The following is a 23,043-nucleotide window of genomic DNA, read 5'->3' as shown; positions in this document are numbered from 1 at the left end:
CCGAGCGGATGTGGCACTCGTGGTGCCCTCGGGTCACATGCGGGCACCACGAGTGTCAGATCCGCACCGCGACGGCCGAGCCCGCCCGGATCCGCCCCGCGTTTGTCCAGGTTTCCGTTGGAAAAGCCGCGATTCGCGACGGAAAACTGGACAAAGCCCCTTCCCCCGCCCGCCCCGCGCCGCGGCCCCGGTCAGAGGGCCGCGGCGAGGGTGGCTAGGGCGCGGTCGGGGGTGCCGAAGCGGTGGGCGGTGATGGAGATGGCCTGCTCGCGGAGGAAGGGGAGCAGCTCGAGGCGGCCCGACTCCGTGACCGGGCCCGCCCAGACGGCGACGTCGGGGCGGCCCGAGGTGACCGCGACGATGTCGGCGGCATCCGCATCCGACCCGAGGAGGCGGATGCGCGCGGGTGCCGCGGTGCGGAGCGTCGCGAGCCACTGCTCGGCCGGCTCCACCCGGACGACGAGATCGGACTGGCCGGAGAGGACGGATGCGAGCGCGGGCGTCGCGACGCTCACCGTCGGCGTCGCCCCGCTGAGCAGGGCGGCCGCTACCACACGCACGAGGTCGGCGGGAGCGGCGGTCTCCCCCGCCCGCACGACCACGGAGGGCGCCGCGCGGTAGCGGAAGACGTTGTGCTCCGCCTCGAGGCCCGAGACGTCGGAGCCCGATCCGAACCGGTCGCGCCAGGCGGTCGCGTCGCTCTGCACGGCTCGGCGCACCGACTCGTGCGCCACCTCGTCGAGCTCCGACGCAGCGCCGTCCACCAGACGCGAGACGCGAGCCGAGACCGCGGCAGAGGTCACCCCAGCAACGGAGGCAGCGGAAGGCACCCATGACCCGAGCCCGACGAGGTAGTTCGGCCCACCCGCCTTGCCGCCCGCACCCACGGCGGAGCGCTTCCACCCGCCGAACGGCTGTCGGCGGACGATCGCACCCGTGATGCCGCGGTTGACGTAGAGGTTTCCCGCCTCGATGCGGTCGAGCCAGGTGGTGATCTCGCCACGGTCGAGGGAGTGCAGGCCCGAGGTGAGGCCGTAGTCGACCTCGTTGACGATGTCGATGGCCTCCTCGAGCGTGGCCGCGGTCATGATCCCGAGGATCGGGCCGAAGTACTCGGTGCGGTGGAAGGCGGATCCGCGGGCGACGCCGTCGCGCACGCCGGGGCTCCACAGCGTGTCGGAGTCGTCGAGCCGTCGAGGCTGGATCAGCCACTTCTCGCCCTGGCCGAGTGCGGTCAGCCCCTCGCGCAGCTTCGTGCCGGGCACCTCGATCAGCGGACCCATCCGGGTGCCCGCCTCCGACGGCATCCCCACGGTGAGCGAGCCCACCGCGTCGAGCAGCTGCGATCGGAACCGCGGCGAGGTCGCGACCGACCCCACGAGCACCACGAGCGACGCGGCCGAGCACTTCTGGCCGGCGTGGCCGAAGGCGGAGGCGACAACGTCCTTCACCGCGAGGTCGAGGTCCGCTGAGGGCGTGACGATGATCGCGTTCTTGCCGCTGGTCTCCGCGAGGAGCGGCAGGTCGGGCCGGAACGAGCGGAACAGCGACGCCGTCTCGAACGCTCCCGTGAGGATGACACGGTCGACCGACGGGTGCGACACCAGCTGGCGGCCCAGCGCATCCTCGTCGACATCGACCAGCCGCAGCACCTCGCGAGGCACACCGGCGGCCCACAGCGCCTCGGCGACCATCGCGCCGCAACGTGCGGCGAGCCCGGCGGGCTTGAAGAGCACGGCCGATCCGGCGGCAAGCGCGGCGAGCGCCGATCCGGCGGGGATGGCGACGGGGAAGTTCCACGGCGGCGTCACCAGCGTGAGGCCCGCCGGCACGAACGACGCACCGTCGACCGCCTCGAGCTCGAGGCCGAGCTCGGCGTAGTAGTGGGCGAAGTCGACCGCCTCCGACACCTCGGGGTCGGCCTGGTCGAGGGACTTCCCCGCCTCCGACGCCATCACCTCGAGCAGCTCGGCGCGACGGCGCTCGAGCTCGTCGCCCGCACGGTGCAGGATGCGGCCCCGCTCTTCGGCGCCCAGCGCGGCCCAGGCGCGGCCGGCATCGCGCGACGCCGCGACGAGCGACTCCAGCTCGGGCTCGGTGCTCACGCGCGCCGCCGCGATCGTAGCGCGGCCGAGGTCGCTCGCGGGCACGCGGGCGAGGATGCCGGCCGCCCACTCGCGGTTCGCGCCCACGGACGGGTCGGTGTCGGGCGTGTTCTCGAAGCGCCCGGGCTCCGGATGCGGCACCGCCGCGAACCTGTCGGCCACACGGTGGGCCGGGGGGACGCTGTCGTCGAGGTCGGCGAGTGAGGCGAGGAAGCGCCCGCGCTCCCGGGCGAACAGGTCGGCCCGATCGTTGAGCTCGAACACCGCCGACATGAAGTTCTCCTGCGACGCGCCCTCTTCGAGGCGTCGGATGAGGTACGCGATCGCGACGTCGAACTCGGTCGGCGAGACCACGGGCGTGTAGAGCAGCAGCGATCCGACCTCGCGCTTCACGGCCTCCGCCTGGCCCTGCGCCATGCCGAGCAGCATCTCGATCTCGAGACCGTCGCGCACGCCGCGCTGACCGGCGAGGATCCAGGCGTAGGCGAGATCGAACAGGTTGTGGCCGGCGACGCCGAGCCGCACGTTGCCGATGCGCGACGGGTGCAGCGCGTACTCGAGCACCCGCTTGTAGTTGGTGTCGGTCTCCTGCTTCGTGCCCCAGGTGGCGAGCGGCCAGCCGTGAACCGACGACTCGACCCGCTCCATCGGCAGGTTCGCGCCCTTCACCAGGCGCACCTTCACGCCCGCGCCTCCCCGGGCACGGCGGGCGGCCGCCCAAGCTTGCAGGCGGATCATGGCGCCCAGCGCATCCGGCAGGTAGGCCTGCAGCACGATGCCGGCCTCGAGCTGCGTGAACTCGGGGCGGTCGAGCAGGGTGGTGAAGACCGCGATCGTGAGATCGAGGTCCTTGTACTCCTCCATGTCGAGGTTGATGAACTTCGCCGGGCGGCCCAGCGAGACCGGGCGCATCGCCTCACGGAAGAGCGGCAGCAGCTTCTCGACGACGTCGGAGACCGCCTCGTCGAACGCCCACGGCGCGTGCGGCGCGACCGTCGACGACACCTTGATCGACACGTAGTCGACGTCGTCGCGGGCGAGCAGGCGGACGGTGCCGCCGAGACGGCGACCGGCCTCGCTGTCGCCGAGCACGGCCTCACCGAGGAGGTTCATGTTGAGCCGGGTGCCCGGCTTGCGGATGCGGGCGATCGCCGGGCCGAGCTTCGCATCCGTGGCATCGATGACGAGGTGACCGACCATGCGGCGCAGCACGCGGCGCGCGATCGGCACGACGATGCCGGGAAAGGCGGGCGCGATGGCTCCGCCCAGGCGGACGGCCGCGCGGAGGGGCAGCGGGAGGAAGGCGGGCACGTCGGGGGCGATGCGCTGCAGGGCGCGAGCGGCGACGCGGAGGTCCTCCGGGCGGACCACGCCGTCGACGAAGCCGACGGTGAAGTCGAGGCCCTTGGGGTCGGCGAGCACGCCGGCCAGGCGGGCGGCCGAGGCATCGGCGGTGTGCTCGGCGGCCTCGGCGAGCCAGCGGCGCACAAGCGCCTCGACCTCATCGGCGAGCGCGAGGCCGGATGCGGATGCGGCGGCGGCGCCGGGTGCAGTCGCGTCGGAGGCGGCGGCCGCGGTCGCGGTCGCAGCGGCGTCGGGGGCGAGATCGGCGTCGGCAGGGCGCGAGGAGAGATCCGTCATGAGGTTCATGTTCGGTGATCCGACCCCTCAGGAAAAGCGACGCTTGGTGACGGATACCGATAAGCTGCGGTGATCAATCCCGAGGGGGCGCTCATGCTCGACGTCCGGAAGCTCGTGCTGCTCCGCGAGCTCGCGATCCGCGGCACGATCGCGGCCGCCGCCGAGGCGCTGAGCTTCAGCCCCTCGGCCGTGTCGCAGCAGCTCAGCGCGCTCGAGCGGGAGACCGGCGTCGAGCTCCTCCGCAAGGTGGGGCGTCGCGTGCAGCTCACCCCGCAGGCGGAGGTGCTCGTGGCCGCGACCGCCGAGCTGCTCGACACCCTCGAGCGCGCCGACGTCGCGATGCAGGCGTCTCTCGGCGAGGTGACCGGCACCATCCGCGTGGCCGTCTTCCAGTCGGCGGCGCTGACGCTCATGCCCGCCGCGCTCCGGGCGATGACCGAGGCGCATCCGGGGCTCCGCATCGAGATGGCGCAGCAGGAGCCCGGGCAGGCGCTCAGCGACACGTGGGCCCGCGAGTTCGATGTCGTGCTCGGCGAGGAGTACCCGGCGCACTCGGCGCCCTGGCTGAGCGGGCTCGAGCGGCACGACCTCACGTCCGATGCGGTGCAGCTGGCGCTGCCCGCGGAGGCGGACTCACCGCATCCGCTCGCCTCGCTCGACGACGCCCGCACCATGCCGTGGGTGATGGAGCCGCCCGGCACCGCGAGCCGGCACTTCGCCGAGCAGCTCTGCCGCGTCGCCGGCTTCGAGCCCGACGTGCGCTACGAGACCGCCGACCTGCAGACGCAGATCCGCCTGATCGAGACGGGCAACGCCGTGGGGTTCATGCCCGAGCTCGTGTGGTCGGGCAGGCCCACGACCTGCCGCATCCTCACCCCGCCCGGGGCGCCGCGGCGCACGATCTTCACAGCGCACCGCGCGTCGGCGTCGGGCTCGCCCGCGATCGCCGCGCTGCGCGGCGCGCTCGAGGCCTCGGCGGCGGCGTGGCGCGCGTCGACCGTGGTGGTGTCGGACGCTGCGGGTGCGGTCCGGACCAGCCCCGCGGATGCGGTCGGGCCCGACGCCAGGGATGCGTCGCGTCAGGTCAGCGACGCCTCGTAGATGGCGGCGATCGACGCGTCGAGGGTGGCGTGGAACTCCTCGTCGCTCTGCTGCGCGGAGAGCCCGTCGAGCAGGGCGCGGCTGAAGCTCGCGATGAGGCCGTGGTTGCGCGCGAGCCGCGCATCCGCCTCCTCACGGCTGTAGCCGCCCGAGAGGGCGACGACCCGGGCGACGTTCGGATGCGCGATGAGGTCGGCGTAGAAGTCGTCGACCGAGGGGATGCTGATCTTCACCGCGACCTTGCGCTCGCCGAGCCCCGCGAGGTGCTCGAGGATGTTCGCCTTCAGGAGCGCCTCGGCCGCCGCCTTGTCGGGGGCGTGGATGTCGACCTCGGGCTCGAGGATGGGCAGCAGCCCCACGTCGAGCACCGCGTCCGCCACATCGAACTGCTGGTCGACGATCCGCGCGATCCCGCTCTCGTCGGCGGAGTGGATGACCGAACGCTCCTTCGTGCCCAGCGCTCCCGCCTCCTTCGCCCGACCGAGCAGGTCGTCGAGGTCGGGGATGTCGCGCATCAGCTGAACGCCGTCGGCCTCGTCGCGGAGCCCCTTGTCGATCTTGAGGAGGGGCACGATGCCCTTCGTGGCCCACAGCCAGTCGGCGACGCCCTTGCCCTCGATCCGGCGGCCGAGGGTGTCCTCGAAGAGGATCGCGGCGAGGATCCGCTCGGAGGTGAACGCCGGGTCGGTCATGATGCGCACGCGCTCGGCGTGGATGAGGTCGAACATCCGCTCGTCGCCCGAGTACTCGGAGGGCTCGATGCCGTAGAGCTGCAGCGCCTTCGGCGTGCTGCCGCCGCTCTGGTCGAGCGCGGCGATGAAGCCCCGGCCCGTCTCGAACCGGGTGAGCATGGTGTCGTGGGTGGTGGTGTCGTCGGTCATGCCTCACGCCTCTCGTCCGGGCGACCTGCCGGTGGGGGCGGGCGCGCCGTCCCGCCACGGCCGAGCCTAGGCTCCGCCCGCCGGCGGCACCAGAGGTCGGCGAGGCGCGGGCGGGACGGCGGCTCTCGTCAGGCGAGCTCGGCGGCGATCGCGGCGGCAGCAGCGCGGAGGCGGGCGCCGATCCGCTCCGTGTCGGTGTCGTGGTGCACGTACACGACGGCGACCGCGGCGGGCGGCCGCCCGGCGACGACGACGGGAGCGGCGACCGAGGCGAGGCCGGCGATGACCTCGTCGTGGCTGGTGGCGTATCCGCCCGGCATGGCGCGGTGGGTCGGCGACTCGACGAGCGCGGGCCGGGCCGCCGCGGGCATGGCCATCTGGATCGCCAACCCGGGCGCCCCCGCCTCCAGCGAGTGCCGTGTGCCCGGACGCTGGGCGACGGCGGCGTGCAGGTGGCGGGGCTCGACGCTGACGAGCGTCGTCACGATGTCGTCGCCGTCGAGCACCACGACGAACGCCGTCATGCCCAGCTCGTTCGCCACCGCGGTGAGCTCGGGCAGCGCCGCGGTCTGCAGGTCGCGCGCCACCGAACGGGCGAGCGCCGCGAGCCGCGCGCCGAGCTCGAGCGCCCCCGCCGAGTTGCGCACGACGAGCCCGTGCTCCTCGAGCGTCCGCACGATCCGGTACACGATCGAGCGGTGCAGCCCCAGCCGGTTCGCGAGCTCGGCGATGGTGAGCGGATGCTCCGCCTCGGCCAGCACCTCGAGCGCCTGGATCCCGCGCGACAGCGTCTGCGACGACGACCCACCCGCGGCCCGGCTCTCGTCGCTCATGCCCCCATCCTCCCATCGCCCGGAACAGGCCGTCGGCGTGCTCTCAAGGGCGGTCGTCACCCTCGTTCGACATGTCCGACGCCGCGAGGACCGGAGCGCCCGATGACACCTCCGGGGCGGGATCATCGGGCGGCGAGGAGGGGGAGCCGTAGCGTCGGGCAGCGCCGATCATCGAGTTCGCGACAGCGATGAGCGGCACCGCGAAGAAGGCGCCGACGACACCCGCCACGGCCGACCCGGCGGTGACGCCGAGCACGATGCCGAGCGGATGCACCTTCACCGCCGACCCGGTGAGCAGCGGATGCAGGACATGACTCTCGAGCTGCTGCACGAGGATGACGATGCCCAGCATGATCAGCGCGTGCACCCAGCCGTTGAAGATCAGAGCGATGACGACGGCGAGGGCGCCCGCGACGATCGCGCCGACGACCGGGATGAAGGCGCCGAAGAACACGATGACCGCGATCGGGATGGCGAGCGGCACCCCGAGGATCAGCGCCCCGACACCGATGCCGATCGCGTCAGTCACCGCGACCACGAGCTGGATGCGGATGAAGCTCGACAGCGTCCTCCATCCGGCCTGACCGGCAGCGTCGATCCTCGGGCGGGCCGCCCTCGGGAAGAGCCGAGTGACCCAGCGCCAGATCCGCGGCCCGTCGATGAGGCTGAACAGGGTCACGAAGATGACGATGAACACCCCCTCGAGCACGTGGACGGTGCTCGACCCCACCCGGAGCGCCCCGCTTCCGATGTCGGACGCGTGCTGCTGCACCCACGAGGTCGCGCTGCCGACCCAGCCGTTCACCGTGTCCTGAGTGATGCCGAACGGCTGCGTGGCGAGGAGGCTCTGCGCCGACTGCACGGCCTGCGCGGTCTGATCCTTGAGCGCGGGCAGCTGGGTGCGCACCTGCTCGGTGACGAGCAGCACAAGCCCGACGAGCACGGCGAACACCGTGACCCAGGCCGTGAGGATCGCGAGCCACTTGGGCCACCGGTGGCGCTGCAGCCACCCGGAGAACGGCACGAGCAGGGCCGACAGGATCAGCGCGATGAGGAAGGGGATGACGATGTCGGCGACCCGCGTGGCGAGCAGCACCACGACGGCGATCGCGGCGCCGACGACCAGGAGTCGCCAGGCGAACGCGGCACCGATGCGGAGGCCGCGGGGGATCGCCTCGGTGACACCGGCGGTGGGCGAGACGGGAGGAGCCGGCGGCTCGGGTGCGGTGCTCATATCCGGACCGTAGCCCCTGAGGGGAACGTCGAGGCCCCGGACTCAGCGGACCAGAAGGCTCTTCGCTCAGCCGACCGGGGACAGCAGCACTCAGCCCCCCGTCGCCGGGGTGAGCGTGAGGTAGTCGAGCAGCGCCTTGTACCCGGACGCGCTGGGGTTCTTCCCCGTCGTCGTCAGCCGCACGAGGTAGCTGCCTGGGGCGGGGAACGCAGCGGATCCGAACGTCACGTCCTTCTGACTCGCCCCTCCCGTCCAGAAGAGATCCTGCGGGCCGCCCACGTCGACTCCGTTGACGGAGAGCTGGTAGATCCCGCTGTTGCTCGCTCTGTACACGCGCGCCGCGAGATCGTAGGTGCCTGCCTGCGGGACGTCGACGCTGAACTCGATGTAGTCGCCGACGGCGTTGTTGTTCACGCCGAGCTTCTTGCCGCCGCTCGCGCTCCCGTCGTTGGAGCGGGTGACCGAGTCGGTGAGCGCGTTGATCGGCAGCGTCTCTGCTTCGTACGCACTCGGAACGGGGATCGGGGCGGGATTGGCCTGCTGCGCACCGTCGAGGGAGAACTTCACGGCGAAGTCCTTGCCGCCGGCCGCGTTGACGTCGACCTTGAGCTTCACGGTGGGCGTGTACTGGAGGACCGTGACCTGAGGGTCCTTGGAGATGAGGCCGGTCGCCGGGACATCGAGACTGAGGTAGATCTGTCCGGTGTTCTTCTGGGTGGGGTCGGCGATCGACAGCTCGAGGCTGCCGGCGGTCTCGCTCACCATCACCGACGCCTTCTTGTCGGACGTGACCCCGGCGGCGGTGGTCGTCTCGTCCTTCCAGAAGTTGATCCCGGTCACGTTCAGCCCGTTCTCTCGCACGGCCTGCACGGATCCCGAGTTCTCGAGGATGCTGATGTCCGGCGCAGCGCCGTAGCTGCTCACCTGAGCGCTCGTCTTGTTCGGCAGCAGCACGTAGGAGTACCCGGCGTCGGTCGGGTTCGTCCCGTGATCGAACGCCAGCGAGAGGAAGCTGTTCGTGACGGGCGTGGTGTTCGCCCACTCCGACGAGGAGTTGAGCTGCTTCCAGTTCCCGGTGCGCTGCTCTCGCAGCCCGTTCACCGTCGCGCCCCCGGGGAAGTAGTAGCCGATGTCGGATCCCGGGACGTTCCCGGCGAGGTGCACCGTGTTCACGCCCGAGCCGGTCTCGGCCCACCCCAGGTTCGTCGGCTTCGCCACTCCGTTCACCGTCAGCGCGTTGTCGCCCGTCGCGTTCAGCTTGCGGTTCTCGACGATCGTCTCCGTCCCGATCCCGTCGGTGCTGGTGATGCCCGCGCCCAGGGCGACGATCTCATCGTCGAACATGAACCACGACTTCTTGCCCTCGAGGTTGCTTCCGACCGGATGCAGTTCCATGCCGGTGACGCCGTACTGGCCCAGGATGCTCGCACCCCCGACCCACGACTTGTCCGTTCGGCTGTTCGCGGGTTGAGTCGTGCCCTTCAGCACCGTCGTGCCGGGCAGCCGGAAGCTGTCGACGGTGGGCCAGAAGTCGCCGTTGAACTGACTGAGGTCGTCGTTGTACAGGTAGGTCATCCCGTCCCCGGTGTGCCAGCCCTTCGCGTTCTCGGAGTTGATGGATTCGAATGCGCCGATCCGGCTCGACGCCATGCTGATGCCGAAGCCGAATCCCGGTCGCAGGTGCACGGTGCGGTCGATGCCGGTGTATTGACGGTTGGTGACGAGCTCGTCGCGAGAGGGGACGGAGCTGTCGTCGAGGATGGCCTTCGCCGCCACGATCAGGTCGATCGGGACGCTCGACAGGAACGTCGTGTCGCTGTCGGTCGCCAGCCAGGCCTTGATCATGCTCTTGAAGGCGAGAGCGTCGGCTGCCGGAGAGACGGAGGACAGGCGGATGATGGACGAGAGCACCGACACCGCTGCATCGTCGTCCTGCGCCCCGTACCGGCTCACCTCCCGTCCGCGCACCATGTCCATGAGGTTGCCCTTGTAGACGAAGGGCTCGAAGGCGTCGTAGACCCACTGGATCGTGTGGGCGCTGTTCGGATCCACCACGTCCCAGGTGGAGCCGTCGAGCAGGTACATGAGGTCGGCGATGCCCGCGAGCAGGGACGCCCCGTATCCGCCGTTGTAGGCGTAGAAGTTGTGCTGGACGAACGATCCGTCCTGGTAGAAGCCATCACCGCTCGTGACGAAGGGGAAGAGTGCGCTGAGTCCGTCGCGTCCGGCGGCGATGCGTGTCGCGTCCGATCCGTTGATGCCGGACATCGCGATCACCTGGCTCTCCCAGAGGCGATTCGCGCCCGTCATGGCCACGGTGGGCTGCGCATACGTGATCGCGGCCATGTAACCGGAGACCTGCGTGCTGGTCAGATCGCTGTAGACCAACGCGACGATGTCGTTCAGCGCGAGTGGTGCTCCGATCTGCCAGTGCCACCAGTTCTGGTACATGGTGGCGCCGTCGTAGTAGACGTGCGAGTTCATCCAGTCGAGTCCGCTGACCAGATCGGCCTCGAGCTGCGTGTTGCCCTGCAGGGCGGATCCCGCGGTGCTGTACGCCAGCGCCATGGCACGAAGGTGCTGATAGGTGCGGGTCACACTGGCCGAATCGTTGCCGAAAGGGGAGTCGTCCCAGAGTCGGTTGCGGTCCGGGGTCTTCTTCATGGAGTCCCAGTACTGCTGCCCCGCTGCCGTGATGCTGGTGACGCGGGCCGCGATGTCCGGATCAGAGGCGTCGAACGACGTGCCGCCCGCCACCATGGTGGCGTACCTCTCTCTGAGGGTGTCGAACTCATCCGCCGCCGTGCTGTCCACCACGACGGAGGCAGACGCTGGTGTCGGCTGCGCGTGGGCGCCGGACGGTGTGAGCACGAGCGCTCCCGTGAGCATCGCGAGCGCGACGGTGACCGTCGTCGCTCTCTTCGGTGAAGACCTGAACATCGTTGTTCTCTCTCTCGATCTCCCCGCGCTACGCGGGGCGGCAGCGCAGGGTCAGGATCTGGAACGGACGGAGGGTGAGCTCGATCGCATCGACGTCGCCGTGGTGGAGAGCGTCATCGAGCGGTCGTTCGAGGAGATCGACCTCGTCGATCGCCGCCAGCGGGATGCCGAAGGCCAGCCGCGTTCTCTGCCGCCCTCCGGTCGCGTCGTGCAGTCGGACGATGAGATCGCCGGAGTCGTCCTCGGCGAGCTTGACCGCGGTGACGCGGACGCCCTCGTTCGAGCAGCTCACGAGGGGGGTGACCTCGTGCGCACCTGTGACCACGCGCTGAGCACGATCGAGCCGATGGCCGTCTTCCGCGGCGTCCGTCAGCGTCGCGTCCGGGCGGATGCGGAAGCGCAGCTCGTGGTGGCCCTGATCCGCTTCCGGATCGGGGAAGGTCGGCGCGCGCAGTACTGACAGTCCGACCGTGGTGACGACCGAGCCGTTCGAGGCGACCGTCCTCTCCACGGAGTGGCCGTAGGTGGAGTCGTTCGCGATGGACACGCCGTACCCGGGTTCCGCCACGTGCATCCACCGCTGAGCGACGACCTCGAAGCGCGCTTCGTCCCACGAGGTGTTGGTGTGCGTCGGACGGGTGACGTGGCCGAACTGGATCTCGGCGCGCGTGTGCTCCGCATGGATCTCGAGGGGCAGGTACATGCGCAGGAGGCGATGCCTCTCGTGCCAGTCGATGCTGAGGTCGACGTCGATGCCGTCGGCGTCCGGGGCGAGGCGGAGGGTCTGGGTCACCGAGGTCGCACCCGTGGAGCGTGTCACCGAGACCACTCCCGTCCCGTCGTCCGAGACGAAAGCCGTGATCGTGTCCGCCCGGTCGAGATCGACAGCGCGTGCCCGGTAGTGCGCGTCGATGTCCCACGCATCCCATTTGTCGGGGTGGTCGGGGTGCAGGCGCAGCAGCCCTGCCCGTGCTCCCTCCGGGATCACGTCACGCCCCGCCGGCCCTGAGAGCGCCACGATCAGGCCGCCCTCGTCGATGACGGCGCGGACACGCCCGTTCGACAGCACCCAGCCGCCCTCGGGAGTGGAGGCGAGCCGTGTCGCGGGCGACGGCGAGCGCTCGACGCCCACCGCTCCGGCGGCGATCCCGTCGAGCGTGAGCGGAGCGGAGTTCGCCCGCAGGGTGCGCTCTCCCTCTCCGGTGAGCGCGGCGAGGCTCGCGCGAATCGACTGCTCGAGGTCGGCGGCGAGGGCGGCGTGCGCCGCTTCGGCCTCGCGGTGCACCCAGGCGATCGAGCTCCCCGGCAGGATGTCGTGGAACTGGAGGAGGAGGGTCTGCCGCCAGGCACGACGCAGTAGCTCGGCGGGGTAGGGCGTGCCCAGGTAGAGCGCTGCGGTCGTGGCCCAGAGCTCCGCCTCGTGCAGCAGCCGTTCCGTTCGCCGATTGCCCTGCTTCGTCTTCAGCTGGCTGGTGAGAGTCCCTCGATGGAGCTCGAGGTACATCTCGCCCGTCCACACCGGCAGCGAGGGGTTCTCGTGACGGGCGCGGTCGTAGAAGTCCCGCGGCGACCCGAGCGCCACCCGAGGTGAGCCCTCGAGATCCGCCTGGAGATGCGCCCTCTCCACCATCTCGCGGGTCGGCCCGCCACCGCCGTCGCCCCAACCGAATGGCGCCAGCGAGACGGTTCCGGTGCCGTGATCGGTGTAGGTGCGCTCGGCGTGGGCCAGCTCGGCGGGCGAGAGCTCGGCGTTGTAGGTCTCGATCGGCGGGAAGTGGGTGAAGACCCGTGTGCCGTCGATCCCCTCCCACCAGAAGGTGTGGTGGGGCATCCGGTTCGTCTGGTTCCACGAGATCTTCTGCGTCATGAACCAGTCGGCGCCGGCGAGCCGGATCAGCTGAGGGAGGGATGCGGAGTATCCGAAGGTGTCGGGAAGCCAGACCTCCGTCGTGTCGACGCCGAACGTGTCGAGGAACCACCTCTTGCCGACGACGAGCTGACGCGCCGTCGCCTCGGATCCCGGGAGATTGGTGTCGGGCTCCACCCACTGGCCACCGACCGGCACGAACCTCCCCGCGCGCACCTGGTGTTCGATGCGGGCGAAGATCTCGGGATAGTGCTCCTGCATCCAGGCGAGCTGTTGGGCCGAGGAGCACGCGAACCGCAGGTCGGGATGCCGGTCCAGCAGATCGAGCACGTTCGAGAACGTCCGTGCGCACTTGCGGATGGTCTCGCGGATGGGCCAGAGCCACGCCGAGTCGATGTGGGCGTGCCCCGTGGCGATCACCGTGTGGGCGCTGGCATGGGCGGGGGCGTCCAAGGCCGGGGCGAGGAGCGCACGGGCGCGATCGACCGATCCGGGCACGTCGTCAGGGTCGATCGCGTCGAGCATGGCCGTGAGGCACGCTCCGATGCGGGCGGCGCGCGGAGTCGTCTCCGCCAGCTCGTGCATCAGGCCGACGAGGACCTCGATGTCGAGAGCCAGCTGCTCGACCCGTGCGTCGACGAGCCCGATCTCGAGTCGACGGAGCGTGTAGAGCGGGGCGGACTCCGGCTGGGGTCCGTCGCCCAGGTGGGTGCTCCGCCAGTGCGATTCGGGCGGGATGGTGGGGTTGGCGGCGAGCTCGAGGTAGAGATCGACGCGGTCGCCGACGATCGGCACCCAGGCGTTGCGAGGCGAGATGCCCTTCACGATCGAACCGTCCGGGCGGAACGCGAGCGCCTCGGCCTGGAACCCCGGCGACTGGTCGTTGAACCCGAGGTCCACCAGCAGCTCGACACGATGGTGGCCGGTCACGGCCCAGTCATCCGGGACCGTCCCGGTGACGTGCAGCCACACGGTGCTCCACGGCGTACCCCACTGCTCGCCGACGGAGAAGGGTCGGAAGTCGCCCTCCCGGGCCTCGGCGAACGGAAGGGGTTCGCCGGGGGCGGGCCATGCGGTGATGTCCACCGGCCTCGAGGCCGTCACCCGGAGGGGGAGCAGGCTCTCGTGGACGAAGCGGTCGACCCGATCGGCGATGGGACGGCTCATCGGGCGGGCCGCTCGAGTCGGTACCCGGCCGGGAACAGCGGATCGGAGGTGCTGTTCGGGACGTCCTCCGGGGAGCGCTCGACGGCGTCCATCGAGCGGGGGATCTCGAACGGCAGGCGGCCGCGGGGAGGGATGCGGCCGGAGAGCGCGGCGACCAACGCGTCGTCGCTCACCCCGCACGTGCCGACGACGGTCTGGGCGAACTCGATCAGCGGCGTCAGGATCGCCGGTCGTTCGAGGTTCGCGTCGACGATGAGGGGCGTCGTCGCGGCGATCGAGCGCAGACGCGACACGAGACCGGGGCGGTAGTCGAGGGATCCCTGGTGGAAGAGGGACTCGAACAGCAGGTCGTCGCGCGGATCGTAGGGCGCGGGCAGGCGGACGATCGCGACGTCGGCGTCCTCGGGGCGCGGCACCACCGTTCCCCAGGCCTCGGCCGAACGCTCCGACATGCCCTCGACATAGACCCGCTGACCCGCTCGCGGCGCGAGCGGGAGGAGTCCGTCATCCGTGAGGACCGTGACGGACGACGCCTGTGCGTGGAACCCCGCCTCCTCGTGCGCAGCGCTGCCGACGATCTCGGCGGCGGCCTCTTCGTCGACGAAGGGGTCGTCGAAGAGGCCGAGCCGGAACTTGAGCTCGAGCAGCCGGAACGCCGACTCATCGATCCGCTCCACGGGGACGCGGTCGGTGCGGACCAGGTCCAGCAGCAGATCGGTGCACTCCTCGCCGCCGAACTGGTCGCATCCGGCGTCGAGCACCTTGAGCATCCGCTCCGCGGGAGACAGGTGCTCCACGCCCCAGGCCTTGGCCGGGAGGACCTGTCCCTGCGCGACGTTGTCGTGGATGAGCTCCCAGTCGGTCACGACGACGCCGTCGAAGCCGAGGGACTCGCGGAGGAGCCGGGTGATGATGCGGCGGTTGAACGCGAAGCCGACCTCTTCGACAGGCTCGCCGTCCAGCTCGAGCCCGACCGGCATCCCGTAGTAGGGCATCAAGCCGGCCGTCCCGGCGGCGATCGCGGCCCGGAAGGGTGCGAGATGCAGGTCGAAGCGCCCGCCGGGATAGACCTGCTCGCGTCCGTAGGGGAAGTGCGCGTCCTCGCCGTCCCGCTGCGGTCCTGCACCGGGGAAGTGCTTGGTCACACAGGCCACCGACGTCGGGCCCAGCTCATCGCCTTGGAACCCACGGAGGTAGGTCAGCATCGCGCGCGTGGTGCGCTCGGCATCCGCTCCGAAGGTCTGGAACTGCCGCCCCCATCGAGGATCGCTCGCGATGTCCACCTGCGGATGCAGCGCCAGGCGGATGCCGACGGCCAGGTACTCGGCGCGGGCGATCCGGGCGTGCTCGAGGATGTCGGCGTCGTCGAGGGCGGCCAGGCCCAGGGGCTCGGGCCACTGTGAGAACCCCCGGGCGGCGAAGGAGGCGCCGGCGTTCTCGGTGAACGCGTGCCGCGGATCGGTGCTGATGGTGACGGGGATGGCATGTTCGGTCTGCAGGGCCAGCGACTGCAGGGCGTTGGCCCATCGCGCGGCCTCGCGCGGGGTGCCCAGGCCGTGCACGTTGAAGTGGTTCATCCGCTTGTCGAGGACGACGGTGCTCGTCGGCGACTTGCTGAGCGCTCCGGCGGTCTCGACCAGCGTGCCGTTCGCGCCCGACTCGATGACCGTGTGGAACATCAAGCCGACCTTCTCTTCGAGAGACAAGCGCGGCAGCAGGTCGGCGGTGCGCGCCTTCGGGGGCAGGCCGGGGGTGCGGTAGTCCGGGGTCACGCTCAGCCTTTCAGACCGGTGAAGCCGATCCCCTTCACGATGGAACGCTGGAAGATCAGGAAGATGAGGATGGGCGGGATGCTGGCGATCAGCAGGCCGGCGATGAGATAGGCCGGATCTGTCGCCTGTGCGAGTCGCGGGAGAGCGACGGCCAGGGGCTGCGTCTCGGGGTCGGTCAGCACGATCAGAGGCCACAGGAACTCCTTCCAGGCCGTCATGATCGACAGCAGCGAGACGACCGCGAGGATCGGCCGCGACATCGGCAGCACGATCCGCCAGAAGATCGTGAACCATCCCGCGCCGTCGAGCTGGGCGGCCTCGAACAGATCGCGCGGGATGTCCTCGAAGAACTGCTTGACCAGCAGGATCGTGAAGGCGTTCGCCCCCGCGGGGAGCCACACGGCCCAGGGGGTGTCGGTGAGGCTCAGGTGGAGGAGCGGCAGATCGAGGACGGTGAGGTACAGCGCGATGAGGGTCACCGTGCCGGGCACGAACAGCGTGAGCAGGATCGCCCCGTAGACGATCCGTCCGTACCAGGGGCGGATCACGGCGAGCGCGAACCCGGCCGTCGCCGACACCACGAGCTGGACGATCCACGACCCGCCCACGAGCACCAGGGTGTTGCCGAGGTACTGCCCGATCGACAGCAGGTTCCACGCGTCGGGGATGTTCTCCCACTTCGCGGGGCTGGGGATGAGACTCAGGGGGGTTCTGCAGCAGATCGGTCGTCGACGAGATCGCGGCACGCAGCATCCAGAGCAACGGGACCGCCCCGAGGGCCACCAGTCCGATCATCAGGACGACGTGCATCGCCCGCCAGCCGACGAAGATGCGCGGTCGGCGCCAGTCGAAGCTCGACAGGAGGCCGCGTTCGCGCGGTGGCGCGGCGGGCCGCGAGCGTCGGGCGTCGGTTGTCGCGGTCATCGGGTGCTCCAGGAACGGGTCAACCGCAGGTAGACCGCGGAGACGATGATGAGGACGCCGGCGAGCAGGAGGCTGAGTGCCGTGGCGACGCCGTAGTTGCCGAAGAGGAAGGCGTAGCGGTAGATCATGAGGAGGATCGTCACGGTGGCGTTGGCCGGTCCTCCGTCGGTCATCACATACGGTTCGGTGAAGACCTGGATCGCCCCGATGATCTGCAGCAGCAGCAGCACGAGGATCACCCCGCGCATCTGCGGGAGGGTGATGTGGACGATGCGCTTCCACACGGATGCACCGTCCAGCTCAGCCGCTTCGTACAGCTCGGTGCTGACACCGGTCAACGCCGCCAGGTAGATGAGGATCGCCGTGCCGGCGCCCGACCAGGTCGCCACGATCACGAGGCTCGGCATCGCGGTGCCGGGGGACTGCAGCCACGGCAGCGGGTCGACACCGACCAGCCCGAGCAGGCTGTTGATCACACCCGAGTCGCCGGGGTCGAAGAACACCTTCCAGAGCAGGACCGAGACCACGGGCGGGATGACCACCGGCAGGTAGGCGAGGACACGCGCGAGAGCGCCTCCCCGGCGCAGCTCGGAGATGAGCACCGCACACACGAGAGGGACGGGGAGCCCGATCGCCAGGGACAGGACGGTGAACCAGAGCGTGTTCAGCGCCGCACGCGGGAGGAGCGGATCCGCGAAGAGGACCTCGAAGTTGTTCCACCCCACCCACTCGGGCGCGGTGACCAGGTCGGTCTGCTGGAACGCCAGCGCGGCGCTCTGCAGGATCGGCCACCAGGCGAAGTATCCGAAGACGACGAACGTGGGAAGCAGGAAGACCAGACCCGCGACCGCCGCGCGGCGACGCGTGCGCGAGCGACGGCGCGGCGGGCTGGGGTGGTCCGCCTGCGCAGCACGAACGGGTGTCGTGCTGCGCAGGCGGTCGGTGGTGACGGTCATCACTTGTGCTGGGCCAGGATCTGGTTGACCCGCTGCTCCGCGTCGTTCAGCAGGGCGTCGATGTCGGCGTTCTGGTCGGTCAGCACCGATTGGACCACGGGATCGAGGGCCGCGTAGATCTCCTGCGAGGCGACCGCCGGCTCGGGCACGTACTCGAACTCGTCGAGCGATGCGGTGTAGGGCGCGAAGTTGTCCACCGGGACGTTGACGTAGTCCGCGATGGCGTCGCGGTACGCCGAGTAGGCCTCGGCGCTGAAGATGGGCGCGACGGGCACACCGACCGGCAGGCCGTCAGCAGCGGAGGCCTTCGCGGTCTCGGCAGCGACCTCGAGGTCGTAGTTGGGGCGCAGGGCTCGCCAGTCGATCCACTTGACCGCGGCCTCCTTCTCGGCCTCGGTCGCGGTGGCGTTGACCATGAGGACCGTGGCGCCGGCGAGCGTCGCGTCCGCACCGCCCTGGGGCATGGGCCCGGCACCGAAGGCCTCGGGCTTCCCCCCGGCCGCGATGTAGTTGGGGTACACGTCCGGCGGTGCGGTCACCCACATGCCCACGTTGCCGGCGGTGAACTCGGCGACGAGGTCCTCCTGCTTGCCGAGGACGTTGTCGCCGAGGGAGTCGTCCGTCCAGCGCATGTCCTTCCACATCTGCAGGACCTCGCGGGAGGCGTCGTCGTTGAACGCGGCGGTCCAGGTGCCGTCGGCGGACTGGTCGATCATCTTCCCGCCGTAGGTGTAGTCGTAGCCGGTGAGGTGCCATCCGCCGCTGTTGTTGGTGGAGATCTCGCCGAACCCGGTCTTGCCCGTCGCGTCGGAGATCTTCTTCGCCGCCGCGCGGACCTCGTCCCACGTCTGCGGGGGAGAGTCGGGATCGAGACCCGCCTGCTCGAAGAGATCGCGGTTGTAGACGAGACCGAAGGCGTAGCTCTTCTCGGGGATGCCGTAGACGGCGTCCCCCTGCTCGAGGAACTGCATGACCCGCGGGTTGAGGTCCTTGAAGCTGTCGAGCTTCGACGCGACCGAGGCGATGTCGGCGACCTGCCCGCGTTCGATGAGGGCGGGCGGTTCGGTCAGCGGAACCCGCAGGAGGGTGGGGGCGCTGCCGCCGGCCAGACGCGTGGCGAAGGTCTTGGCGTCCCACGGCACATCCGAGGCCTCGATCGTGATGTTCGGGTTCGCTGCTTCGAACTCCTCCACCTGGCGTTCGAAGAGCTGCACCGCGGCCGTGTTCGTCGCGGCGGGCTTCCCCATGACCGTGATCGTGACCTTCCCGTCTCCGTTGTCGGCGTCGCCGGCTCCATTGCCTGCGCTGCAGCCCGTGATGAGTGCCAGTGCGGGCACGATCACTGCCGCTGCGATGATGCGCCGTGTGCGCTCTTGCATCTTTCCTCCGTTCGGGGGCGGCCGGGTGGCCGCCGCGCGATTGCCCGACGAAGAACAGGTGGTGCGTCACCTCGTCGTGCACGTGGGCTCAGTATGGGCTAACTCGTGTTCAGTTCGCAAGAAAAACTTTCAAGACATAAACACAAAGGTTTACGACTTGTGAACTTCTGTGAGATGTGATTGCCTCATCCACATGGCTGACACCGTCGACGGCGACACCTCGCGCCAGCGCCGCCACGCTCTTCTCGTCATGTCGGCGCGGACCCACGCCGACCTCTTCGACGACTCCCGCGTGGCGCGTCTGCGCTCGCTCGTGACTCTCGGCGACCCCGCGCGTGTCGACGTCTTCGACCGCCGCGCGCTCGCGCAGCTGGCCCAGGTCGAGTACCTCATCACCGGATGGGGGGCTCCGCGTCTCGGTTCGGAGGTGCTTCGCGCCGCCCCTCGGCTGCGAGCCATCCTGCACACCGGGGGCTCGGTGAAGAACCTCGTCACGGACGAGGTCTGGGAACGCGGCATCGTCGTGACGAGCGCGGCGGAGGCCAACGCGATCCCGGTGGCCGAGTTCACCCTCGCGATGATCCTGCTCGAGGCGAAGCGCGTACCCGAGTACATCGCGGGGTACGCATCGACGCGCGATGTCGCGGGCGACTGGCGCGACGGGATCGCATCGGCGGCGACGTTCGGCGGAGTCGTCGGCCTCGTCGGCTTCTCGCGCGTCGGACGGCGCGTCGCCGCACTGCTCGCGCCGTTCGGCTTCGACGTGCTCGTGGCCGACCCGTACGCCGCACCGGACGAGGTGCGTGCGGCGGGGGCGCACCTCGTGGAGCTGGATGCGTTGATGAGGCGGAGCGACATCGTGTCGGTCCATGCGCCGGAGCTTCCCTCCACCCGCCGGCTCCTGAACGCGCCCCGGATCGCGTCCATGCGGCCGAATGCGGTACTGATCAACACCGCCCGGGGGTCGCTCATCGACACCGGAGCCGTGCTCGAGCGGTGCCGACAGGGACTGTTGCGCGCCGTCCTGGATGTCACGGACCCTGAGCCCCTGCCCGCCGACTCCCCGCTCTTCGGCGCGCCGGGAGTGGTGCTCACCCCGCACATCGCCGGGGCGATGCATGCCGAGACGCTGCGGCTGACCGATTCGACCCTGGATGGGCTCGAGACCCTCGTCCGCGGAGGAGCCCCGGCCAACCTCGTCGACAGGTCCATGCTCGGTCTCTCAGCCTGACGCACCCGACGCGCGAGCAGGTGGCGGGGGAGCCGGGCTCCCCCGCCACCCCCTGTCATTGGACGACCACTCCCGTCGTCGTCGACGACGTGACGACGGCCGACGTGGTGTCGGTGGTGCGCACGGAGTAGCTGTGCACTCCCTTCACCCATCTGCCGGTGAAGGCGTAGACCACCCCGTCGGTCACGACCGTGTCGGTCGGATCGACCGGGGCCATGTCGTGCACCACGCCGTCCAGCACGAGCTGGACCTTCTGCGGCGCCTGTCCGTCGGCGTCCGTGTAGGTCGCCTGGACGGTGACGTCGTCACTCGTCGTGAGCGGGCCGCCGGTGTGCGAGATCGCCGTGAGCGTCGGCGGTGTCCCGGTGGCCTGGTTGGTGAAGCTCACGTCGTCGACGAACAGCTCACCATCGGTGTCGGCGGTCTGCTGCAGCCAGAAGACGATCTTCGCCTGCGACCGATCGAGCCCGGGGAACGCGGCCAGGTCGAAGGAGTAGGTGGTCCATCCGTTGGCGATCGCGATCGGCGCATTTCCCGTGACGCGGTGGTTCGAGTCGGCGTCGGCGACCTCGATGCGCAGGCGCAGGTTGGGCGAGGGGGACCGCATCGTCACCGTGAGGTACTGGTAGCCGCTGGCGTCCACGGCGTCGTGCCACGGTTGGAACTTCGCCTGCGACGCCGACGTCGCGGGGTTCTGGAAGAACCTGCCCACCGTCCGCCCGTCGACCGTCGTGTTGGTGACGGAGCCGACACCGGCGTGGTTGTTGTACCAGTTCACCCACGTGTAGCCCTGGACGCCGAACAGCCCGTCCTTCCCGAAGCCGTCGTACAGCAGCGGCGTCTGCGGGGTCGGGAGTGGGGGCGCGACTGTGTAATGCGTCGATGAGTACGCCAGCGATCCGTCGGGCTGGGTGCCGCGGACGTCCACTCGGGCGTTGCTGTAGGGCGCCGCACTGCTGACCGAGAAGGTGCCCGTGGCGACACCCGCGGACGTGGTCATCGGTGTCCAGTTCGGCCCGAGGGCAGGGTCGGCCAGTCCGCTCTCGGTGAAGACGGTGACGTCCCCGGTGACGTAGTCGCCGATGCGAGGCGACGTGATGTCCAGTGCGGCCGGCGCCGCGCCTCCCGACCACGCGGCGTCACCGATCGCGGTCAGTCCGAACAGCGCGGAGAACAGTCCCGCCTGGATGCTGACGCTGTACTCGTTGTAGCGCCACTGCTGCCCGGTGTCCTGCCAGCCCGGCCGGTCCTGGTACCACGGGCTGGCGCTTCGCACGTCGAGAGGATCCTTCGCGTTCGGTCCGCTCACCAGCGCTCCCGGGACGACGACTCCGGTGCCCGTCTGCTTCTGCGCATCCTCGTCGAGGCGGGTGTGCAGGAAGGTGACGCTCTTCTCGCCGACCCCCGACACCCAACTCGTGCCCCAGGGGTTGTTGCCGAACACCCAGTACAGCCCGCGCTGCACCGCCTTGAGCGCCCGTTCGTCGCCGAAGAGCTCGTAGTACCGCAGCGCGTCGGCGACGTACGAGACGTGGGGTTCGTTGACGCCGAAGTTCTTGAACTGGTCCACGACCCCGTACGGGGTGTCGTCCGTGCTGGAGAGGAAGTAGTCCAGCTGCTTCGTCAGGTAGTCGTGGATCTGCGCCTGCGCGTTCGCCGTCGCGACGGGATACAGCTCCGCCATCGAGAGGGGAGCGAGGTCCCAGTAGTTGGTGCTCGACAGGATGGTGAAGTTGGTCGCCGCCATCGTGGCCTCCGCAGCATCGCGATAGTCCGTGTCGCCGGTCAGCAGGTGCAGCTCGACCTCGGCGAAGAGCAGGGAGTTGTCGATGCCACCGCGCGTGGTGGAGTAGCCGCCGAGCGGATCCGTGCGGTGCGCGTCGGCGTAGGTGTAGAACGCCTCGGCCCCCGCACGCGCCTGCGCGGAGAAGCTCTGCCACTCCGCGACGTCGGCCGTCGGGATGGCCCCGTCGGCGAGGGCCTTGTCGACCGCCCGGGCTGTGGCGGCGAGCGCCCCCGCGGCCTTGGCTGAGCCGCCCACCCCGTAACCCGAGATGCGGCGGTCGTCGGCCGTGCCCACGATGCCGTCCGTGTGCTTGTCCGGGTGCTGGAACCCGCCGCTGCCCTTGATGTCCCAGAACGCCCCGTCGAAGGCATCCAGCATCCGCAGGAGGTACTCGCCGCCGAAGCGCGCTTCGTCGACGAGGTCGGGAACACCGTTGGCGTCGTTGTCGAAGTCCACGGCGGGGGTGTCTCCGTACCGGAGGTAGCTGATCGCGATGTTGCCGCCGACCCACTGGTTGCCGCCGTAGATGCCGTAGTCCCCGGCGTCGTACCATCCGCCGGTGAGGTCGTAGTGGATCGTGCCGTCCTCCGAGGCGGCGTCGTCGAGGTGGCCTGGGCCGTGGAAGACCTTCGCCGAGGGTGCGATGCTGCTGTAGCCGCTGGGATACGCGTCAGCGGTGGCCACTCCCGAGCGCTGCAGGCGGTAGAACGCCGTCATCTCATCGAGGTATCCGGCCCAGACGTTGTCACGGATCGCGAAGTGAGGCGAGGCGACGCCGTCGACCTCGAGCACGTACCCCTCGCCGAGGGTGTCGAGGGAGCTGAAGTCGACCGTGTAGACGTGATCTCCCCAGACCATCCCCGCGTCGGTCACCGTGCACGAGGGGACGGCGACGGTGGACCCCTCCAGGATGCGACAGGAGGCGTTCGCGGGGAGCGCCCCGTCGACGATGACGGAGCCCGTCTTGAACCCCGAGGCGCTGTAGCCGGCCTGGCTGACGGCGACCTCCTTCACCGTCAAGGCGAGGGCAGGCGGTGCAGTCGTCACCCCTCCCGCGGCGAGGGCCACGACGACCGCCCCGCCGAGGAAGAGATGTGTTCGTCGTCGAATCATGACGTCTCCTTTGAGTCAACGCGCGGCGTCGTTGCCCGCGACCCGCCAGTATCATCACGGACAGAAAGATATGGCAAGCAAAAGAAAGAAAGTGAAACGTCGGGCTCGCAAAG

At 69.9% G+C, this 23,043-nt stretch carries 13 protein-coding genes; 2 read left to right on the top strand and 11 right to left on the bottom strand.

Going from position 1 to position 23,043, the window contains the following annotated elements:
- Positions 1–191 precede the first annotated feature (191 nt).
- Positions 192–3,746, bottom strand: a complete 3,555-nt coding sequence (locus tag ACFJGV_RS12605; protein WP_378144298.1) for a bifunctional proline dehydrogenase/L-glutamate gamma-semialdehyde dehydrogenase — start codon at positions 3,744–3,746, stop codon at positions 192–194.
- Positions 3,747–3,839: 93 nt separating this feature from the next.
- On the opposite strand from ACFJGV_RS12605, the gene ACFJGV_RS12600 reads away from it, so the two are divergent.
- Entirely contained in the window at positions 3,840–4,847 is a 1,008-nt protein-coding gene (locus ACFJGV_RS12600) for a LysR family transcriptional regulator (protein ID WP_378144297.1), read from the top strand.
- On the opposite strand, the gene ACFJGV_RS12595 is transcribed toward ACFJGV_RS12600, so the two are convergent.
- The 9 genes from ACFJGV_RS12595 to ACFJGV_RS12555 form a co-directional block, all read right to left on the bottom strand.
- Positions 4,826–5,728, bottom strand: coding sequence for a fructose bisphosphate aldolase (locus ACFJGV_RS12595; protein ID WP_378144296.1), 903 nt, complete (start codon positions 5,726–5,728; stop codon positions 4,826–4,828). The genes ACFJGV_RS12600 and ACFJGV_RS12595 overlap by 22 nt on opposite strands.
- Positions 5,729–5,856: 128 nt before the next feature.
- Positions 5,857–6,561: an IclR family transcriptional regulator gene (locus tag ACFJGV_RS12590; protein ID WP_378144294.1), complete on the bottom strand. Its 705-nt coding sequence runs from the start codon at positions 6,559–6,561 to the stop codon at positions 5,857–5,859.
- Positions 6,562–6,604: 43 nt separating this feature from the next.
- Positions 6,605–7,795, bottom strand: a complete 1,191-nt coding sequence (locus ACFJGV_RS12585; protein ID WP_378144293.1) for an AI-2E family transporter — start codon at positions 7,793–7,795, stop codon at positions 6,605–6,607.
- 90 nt (positions 7,796–7,885) lie between these two features.
- Positions 7,886–10,735 (bottom strand): polysaccharide lyase family 8 super-sandwich domain-containing protein, encoded by a 2,850-nt coding sequence (locus ACFJGV_RS12580; protein WP_378144292.1) that lies wholly within the window; start codon positions 10,733–10,735, stop codon positions 7,886–7,888.
- A 28-nt stretch (positions 10,736–10,763) separates the two neighbouring features.
- Complete coding sequence (locus ACFJGV_RS12575; protein ID WP_378144290.1) at positions 10,764–13,769, bottom strand: alpha-mannosidase; 3,006 nt, start codon at positions 13,767–13,769, stop codon at positions 10,764–10,766.
- Positions 13,766–15,541, bottom strand: coding sequence for a glycoside hydrolase family 3 protein (locus tag ACFJGV_RS12570; protein ID WP_378144289.1), 1,776 nt, complete (start codon positions 15,539–15,541; stop codon positions 13,766–13,768). The genes ACFJGV_RS12575 and ACFJGV_RS12570 overlap by 4 nt, the downstream gene beginning before the upstream one ends.
- Before the next feature lie 2 nt (positions 15,542–15,543).
- Positions 15,544–16,287, bottom strand: a complete 744-nt coding sequence (locus ACFJGV_RS12565; RefSeq protein ID WP_378144288.1) for a carbohydrate ABC transporter permease — start codon at positions 16,285–16,287, stop codon at positions 15,544–15,546.
- A gap of 174 nt (positions 16,288–16,461) precedes the next feature.
- Entirely contained in the window at positions 16,462–17,421 is a 960-nt protein-coding gene (locus tag ACFJGV_RS12560) for a carbohydrate ABC transporter permease (RefSeq protein WP_378144287.1), read from the bottom strand.
- Positions 17,421–18,800 carry an ABC transporter substrate-binding protein gene (locus tag ACFJGV_RS12555; RefSeq protein WP_378144285.1) on the bottom strand — a complete coding sequence of 460 codons (1,380 nt, stop codon included), beginning with the start codon at positions 18,798–18,800 and terminating at the stop codon, positions 17,421–17,423. Before ACFJGV_RS12555 ends, ACFJGV_RS12560 begins: the two co-directional genes overlap by 1 nt.
- A gap of 193 nt (positions 18,801–18,993) precedes the next feature.
- Between ACFJGV_RS12555 and ACFJGV_RS12550 the strand changes: the two genes are divergently transcribed.
- Positions 18,994–20,031 carry a hydroxyacid dehydrogenase gene (locus ACFJGV_RS12550; RefSeq protein ID WP_378144284.1) on the top strand — a complete coding sequence of 346 codons (1,038 nt, stop codon included), beginning with the start codon at positions 18,994–18,996 and terminating at the stop codon, positions 20,029–20,031.
- 55 nt (positions 20,032–20,086) lie between these two features.
- Here ACFJGV_RS12550 and ACFJGV_RS12545 read toward each other — a convergent pair whose 3' ends face one another.
- Positions 20,087–22,930, bottom strand: a complete 2,844-nt coding sequence (locus tag ACFJGV_RS12545; RefSeq protein ID WP_378144283.1) for a glycoside hydrolase family 9 protein — start codon at positions 22,928–22,930, stop codon at positions 20,087–20,089.
- Between the last annotated feature and the right edge of the window lie 113 nt (positions 22,931–23,043).

This window comes from Cnuibacter sp. UC19_7 (genome assembly GCF_042699995.1).
Lineage (GTDB): Bacteria > Actinomycetota > Actinomycetes > Actinomycetales > Microbacteriaceae > Cnuibacter.
Note: the sequence above shows the minus strand (reverse complement) of the source record. Positions and strands in the feature narration are given on the sequence as shown.

Excerpts from the sequence above, each read along its gene's own strand:
- ACFJGV_RS12605 (WP_378144298.1), bottom strand. The coding sequence starts at position 3,746 with ATGACGGATCTCTCCTCGCGCCCTGCCGACGCCGATCTCGCCCCCGAC.
- ACFJGV_RS12600 (WP_378144297.1), top strand. The coding sequence starts at position 3,840 with ATGCTCGACGTCCGGAAGCTCGTGCTGCTCCGCGAGCTCGCGATCCGC.
- ACFJGV_RS12595 (WP_378144296.1), bottom strand. The coding sequence starts at position 5,728 with ATGACCGACGACACCACCACCCACGACACCATGCTCACCCGGTTCGAG.
- ACFJGV_RS12590 (WP_378144294.1), bottom strand. The coding sequence starts at position 6,561 with ATGAGCGACGAGAGCCGGGCCGCGGGTGGGTCGTCGTCGCAGACGCTG.
- ACFJGV_RS12585 (WP_378144293.1), bottom strand. The coding sequence starts at position 7,795 with ATGAGCACCGCACCCGAGCCGCCGGCTCCTCCCGTCTCGCCCACCGCC.
- ACFJGV_RS12580 (WP_378144292.1), bottom strand. The coding sequence starts at position 10,735 with ATGTTCAGGTCTTCACCGAAGAGAGCGACGACGGTCACCGTCGCGCTC.
- ACFJGV_RS12575 (WP_378144290.1), bottom strand. The coding sequence starts at position 13,769 with ATGAGCCGTCCCATCGCCGATCGGGTCGACCGCTTCGTCCACGAGAGC.
- ACFJGV_RS12560 (WP_378144287.1), bottom strand. The coding sequence starts at position 17,421 with ATGACCGTCACCACCGACCGCCTGCGCAGCACGACACCCGTTCGTGCT.
- ACFJGV_RS12555 (WP_378144285.1), bottom strand. The coding sequence starts at position 18,800 with ATGCAAGAGCGCACACGGCGCATCATCGCAGCGGCAGTGATCGTGCCC.
- ACFJGV_RS12550 (WP_378144284.1), top strand. The coding sequence starts at position 18,994 with ATGGCTGACACCGTCGACGGCGACACCTCGCGCCAGCGCCGCCACGCT.
- ACFJGV_RS12545 (WP_378144283.1), bottom strand. The coding sequence starts at position 22,930 with ATGATTCGACGACGAACACATCTCTTCCTCGGCGGGGCGGTCGTCGTG.